Origin of the sequence: Sphingomonas sp. Ant H11 (assembly GCF_000797515.1) — a bacterium.
Taxonomy (GTDB): domain Bacteria; phylum Pseudomonadota; class Alphaproteobacteria; order Sphingomonadales; family Sphingomonadaceae; genus Sphingomonas.
In genome coordinates, this window is sequence record NZ_JSBN01000134.1 from 1 (window position 1) to 4,656 (window position 4,656).

Consider the following 4,656-nt stretch of genomic DNA (forward strand, 5'->3'; position numbering starts at 1 on the left):
CACCCAGCGACGCGCGCGGCAGCACCGGCATGGTACGCAAATCGATCGCGGGCGCTTCGGGCGCGAGCGGGCGTGCCGATGGATCGGGCTGCGGCGCGTGCGCCGCGTCATACCACGCCGCCTTATACGCCGCCGCCAGCACCACGCTTTGCGCGATCAGTTCGGACTCGGTCTGCTGAACAAGCGTATTTTCATACACGCGCAGCGACAGCGCGGCGACACCGGGCAGCGACGCCACGAACAGCAAGGTGCCAAACAGGATCGCGCTCAAATGCAGGCGCGGCCAATGCGCCTTGGCCAGCGCCTTCAGCCAGCCGATCACGCACAGCGACCGATGCGATAGCCGATCCCGGCGCGCGTCTCGACCAGATCGACGCCCGGAAACTTGCCGCGCAAATTGCGCACATGGCTATCGATCGTGCGATCGGTGATGGCAAAGCCCGGCCCGTGCAGCCGATCGATGATCGCATCGCGTGTGAACACCTTGGCCGGGCTGGTCGCGAACAGCAGCAGCAACTGGAATTCGGTCGCGGTGAGCGGAACCGGCGTCGCGTCCCAGCGCGCCTCCCAGCCATCGGTGTCGAGCGTCAACCGGTTGTGCGTGACCGTCGTCGCCCCCACCGCTGCGCGCGTACCGCGTTTCAAAATCGCGCCGACGCGCGCCACCACTTCGCGCGGCGAGAACGGCTTCACCACATAATCGTCGCCGCCAATCTCGATCCCGACGATGCGGTCGATCTCGTCATCGCGCGAGGACAGGAACAGGATCGGCAGCGCCGCCGCCGCCCCACCCTCGGCGCGCAGCATCCGGCACAGATCGAGCCCGTTCAGCCGCGGCATGTTGATGTCGAGCACCATCAGATCGGGCATGCGCCGCGCGATCGCGGCTTGCGCATCCTCGCCGTCGCTCGCTTCGGCGACGCTCATCCCCGCCTTGCCCAGCGCGAAGGCGAGCAAGTCGCGGATATGCGGGTCGTCATCGACAATCAGGATATGGCTCATGCGTGTCATTGTGGCTCCGGGATGCGACCGGTCAACCGTGTAGCGCGCAGCGCATCCACGGATGATCCGGCGCTTGTGGAGAAAGCGTGCAGGCTCTACACCCCTTTTCCATACCCAAAGCTCGAAAGCATCTGCCATGCGTGAAGCCGCGATCGTCTCCACCGCCCGTACCCCGATCGGCAAGGCCTATCGTGGCGCGTTCAACGCGACCGAGGCGCCGGTGCTCGCGGCGCATGTGATGAACGCCGCGGTCGAGCGTGCAGGCATCGATCCGGTACGCATCGACGAGATTTTCTGGGGCGTCGGCAATCAGTGGGGCAGCCAGGGCGGCAATGCCGGGCGCATGGCGACCTTCGCGGCGGGCTTGCCCGAGAGCGTCCCCGCTTTCACGCTCGATCGCAAATGCGGCTCGGGGTTGACCGCGATCGCGCTGGCCGCGCGCAGCATTATTTGCAACGAAATCGACGTGGCACTGGCGGGTGGCATGGAGTCGGTCAGCCTCACCGTCACCAAGGATGCGCCGCGCTATGTCAACCAGTCGGTGATCGCGCGCAAACCGGCAGCCTATGTGCCGATGATCGAAACCGCCGAGATCGTCGCCGAGCGTTATGGCATCAGCCGCGCTGCGCAGGACGCCTATGCCGCGCAAAGCCAGCAGCGCGCGCGCGCGGGCTCGAAACCGGGGCGTTTCGCGAGGAAATCGCGCCCATCACCGTCGAAAAGGCGCTGTTCGACAAGGAGGGCAACCGCACCGGCAGCGAGACCGTGACGCTCGTACAGGACGAGGGCATTCGCGCGGGCACGACGGCGGAAGCGCTGGCAGGGTTGAAGACGGTGTGGCCGGGCGGCGACTTTTCCGGCCCCGGCCAGCATGTGACGGCGGGCAATGCCAGCCAATTGTCCGACGGTGCCTCCGCGCAGATCGTGATGGACCATGCGACGGCCCTCGCCGAAGGGCGCGAGGTGCTTGGCCTGTATCGCGGTTTCCAGGCGGCCGGCTGCGCGCCCGATGAAATGGGCATCGGCCCGGTCTTCGCCATTCCCAAATTGCTCGCCCGTGCCGGGCTGTCGGTCGACGACATCGGCCTTTGGGAACTCAACGAAGCCTTCGCCTCGCAATGCCTCTATTGCCGCGACATGTTCGGCATCGATCCCGATCGCTACAACGTCAATGGCGGCGCCATCGCGATCGGCCATCCCTTCGGCATGACCGGATCGCGCCTTGTCGGCCACGCGCTGATCGAAGGCCGCAAGCGCGGCGTGCGCTGGGTGGTGGTGTCGATGTGCACCGCAGGCGGCATGGGCGCGGCGGGCCTGTTCGAGATCGTGTAAGCGCCCGGCTTACCCCACCGGCGCTTCGCGCCACGTCCCCGGTGCCAAGCCGTCGAGCGTCCACGCGCCAATGCCCCAGCGCACCAGCCGCAAGGTGGGGAAGCCCACCGCCGCCGTCATCCGCCGCACCTGGCGGTTGCGCCCCTCGCGGATCGTCAGCCGGATCCAGCAATCGGGCACACTCTTGCGGAACCGCACCGGCGGATCGCGCGGCCACAGTTCGGGCGGGTCGATCCGCTCGACCTCGGCCGGGCGGGTGATGCCATCCTTCAACTCCACCCCCTGCCGCAGGCGATCAAGGCTGGCGGCATCGGGTTCCCCTTCGACCTGGACGAGATAGGTCTTGGGCAGTTTGAAGTGCGGATCGGCGATGCGCGCTTGCAAGCGCCCGTCATCGGTCAGCAGCAACAGCCCCTCGCTATCGCGGTCGAGCCGCCCGGCCGGATAAACCCCCGGCACCGCGATGAAGTCCGACAGCGTCGCGCGCGCCGCGCCGATGCTGCTATCGGTGAATTGCGACAGCACGTCATACGGCTTGTTGAACAGGATCAGCCGCGCCATCGCCTCGTGTCTTTCCACCCCGGAGCCCAGATGCCCGCCCCCCCCCGGCTTTGCGCAGCAGCACGCGCGCTGTCCAGCGGCGACGTCCGTCAGACCAGCCGCGTCTCGATCACCGGTGCGCTCTCCAGCGTGCGGTGCACCGGGCATTTGTCGGCGATGACCAGCATCCGCATCCGCTGTGCCTCGGTCAGATCGCCCTGCAAGGTGATGCGCCGCTCGATCACCTCGATCTGCGGTCGCCCACCGGCGGCGGCGGCGCAATCGTCGGCATGGCGGCGGCTGTGATGGAGCACGACCGAGACGCCCGTCAGCGGGATTCCCTCTTTCTCGGCGATCAGCTTGATCGTCATCGCGGTACAGGTGCCGAGCGCCGACAACAGCAGATCATAGGGCGTTGGCCCGTAATCGCTGCCGCCCATCGCCAATGGCTCGTCAGCGATAAAACTGTGGCCCGAGGATTCGACGATCTGGACGAACTTGGCATCGGTCGAACTCACCCGCACATGCCCCTCGGGCACCGCGTCGATCGCCATTGCCGGCCCCAGGAAAGGCTGCACCCAGGCGGCGATGATCTGTGCGACATATTGTGCCTGTTCGGCATCGGTCAGCAAATGGTCCGCCCCGTCGAGCGCGACGAAGCTCTTGGGGTGTTTCGCCGCCTCAAAAATCGCGCGGGCATTTTCGACACCGACGGTCGCGTCGGTGGCCGAATGCAGCACCAGCAGCGCGCGCTTCAATCGCGCCAGCCGCGCCGCCTGATCCTGCCCTTCAACCGACGTGAGGAACTCGCGCCCGATGCGAAACGGTCGCCCGCCGATCGACACATCGCGCGGCGTGTCGGCAATGTCGTGCGCGCCCTGGATCAAATGCAGCACATGGCGTGGATCGAACGGCGCGGCGATCGTCACCACCGCTTTGGCCGAGGGGATGCGTTCGGCGGCGGCGATCACCGCTGCCCCGCCTAGCGAATGGCCGATCAGGATCGCCGCGCGCCCACATCCCCTGCCAGAAACGCCGCCGCCGCCACCAGATCATCGACATTCGCGCCGAAATGGCTGTCGGCGAACGCGCCCTCGCTTTGGCCAAGCCCGGTAAAATCGAAGCGCAGCGTGGCGATGCCCTGTTCGGCGAGCGCGAGACTGACACGCCGCGCCGCATGGCTTTGCGCGGTGCACGTGAAGCAATGCGCGAACAGCGCCACTGCGCGAATCCGCCCGGGCGGGACTTCCAGCGACCCGGCCAGCTGAACCCCGGCCGCATTGGGAAACCGTACGTCGCGCTTCATCACCCTCTCCTGCCCGGTCCGGCCGACCGGCCAAACCCGCGACGCGCTATAGCATCGCGCGATCGGGGACTGGCAAGCCGAACCTCGGCTGCCATCGCGGGAGCGGGGTTGACGAGATCATTGCTCGGGTGGGGCCTGCTCGATCGGCTCGGGGCCGCCGCCTGCGGTACGGCGCTTGCCGCCATACCAGCCCTGACGGCCGCCACGTCCCGGCGGTGGCGACAATTTGGGCAGCTCCTCACGCGTCAACCGCCCGTCGCCCTTCTTGTCCAGCATCGCGAAGCGCTCTGCCGCCGCCTTGCGGAACTCGGTGATGTCGACCCCGCGGTTCAGATTGGCGTCGGCCGCCGTGATCGGCTCGGGATAGCAAAGAAACCAAAACGGGCCGCGCCGCGCGCAACGTCGTCATACGCCGGACCGGATTTGCCCGACTCGCCGCCACCCTCGGGCGCGCCGCCACCACGACGACCACCACG

General features: G+C 67.3%; 6 protein-coding genes and 2 pseudogenes. 2 read left to right on the forward strand and 6 right to left on the reverse strand.

Translation table 11 applies throughout. The features are described from left to right. Positions 1-322, reverse strand: a pseudogene (locus NW75_RS19185) (sensor histidine kinase); the annotation flags it as partial. Continuing rightward, positions 319-1,002 (reverse strand): response regulator transcription factor, encoded by a 684-nt coding sequence (locus NW75_RS19190; RefSeq protein WP_033966921.1) that lies wholly within the window; start codon positions 1,000-1,002, stop codon positions 319-321. The gene NW75_RS19190 and the pseudogene NW75_RS19185, both read right to left, overlap by 4 nt. A gap of 136 nt (positions 1,003-1,138) precedes the next feature. On the opposite strand from NW75_RS19190, the pseudogene NW75_RS26930 reads away from it, so the two are divergent. After that, a pseudogene (locus NW75_RS26930) lies at positions 1,139-1,875 on the forward strand (thiolase family protein); the annotation flags it as partial. 141 nt (positions 1,876-2,016) lie between these two features. Beyond that, the gene (locus tag NW75_RS26935) at positions 2,017-2,334 is read left to right on the forward strand and encodes a hypothetical protein (protein WP_231565328.1); all 318 of its coding nucleotides are present in this window, start codon (positions 2,017-2,019) and stop codon (positions 2,332-2,334) included. A gap of 9 nt (positions 2,335-2,343) precedes the next feature. Here the strand turns inward: NW75_RS26935 and NW75_RS19200 are convergent, their stop codons facing one another. The 4 genes from NW75_RS19200 to NW75_RS24705 form a co-directional block, all read right to left on the reverse strand. Further along, complete coding sequence (locus NW75_RS19200) at positions 2,344-2,895, reverse strand: rRNA large subunit pseudouridine synthase E (RefSeq protein ID WP_033966923.1); 552 nt, start codon at positions 2,893-2,895, stop codon at positions 2,344-2,346. An 89-nt stretch (positions 2,896-2,984) separates the two neighbouring features. After that, complete coding sequence (locus NW75_RS19205) at positions 2,985-3,845, reverse strand: bifunctional alpha/beta hydrolase/OsmC family protein (RefSeq protein WP_331386193.1); 861 nt, start codon at positions 3,843-3,845, stop codon at positions 2,985-2,987. A 26-nt stretch (positions 3,846-3,871) separates the two neighbouring features. After that, a complete protein-coding gene (locus tag NW75_RS27955) occupies positions 3,872-4,180 on the reverse strand; it encodes a hypothetical protein (RefSeq protein WP_331386194.1) in 309 nt (102 codons plus the stop codon). A gap of 117 nt (positions 4,181-4,297) precedes the next feature. After that, on the reverse strand, positions 4,298-4,456 hold the full coding sequence (locus NW75_RS24705; protein ID WP_156143080.1) for a hypothetical protein: 159 nt from the start codon (positions 4,454-4,456) through the stop codon (positions 4,298-4,300). Positions 4,457-4,656: the final 200 nt, after the last annotated feature.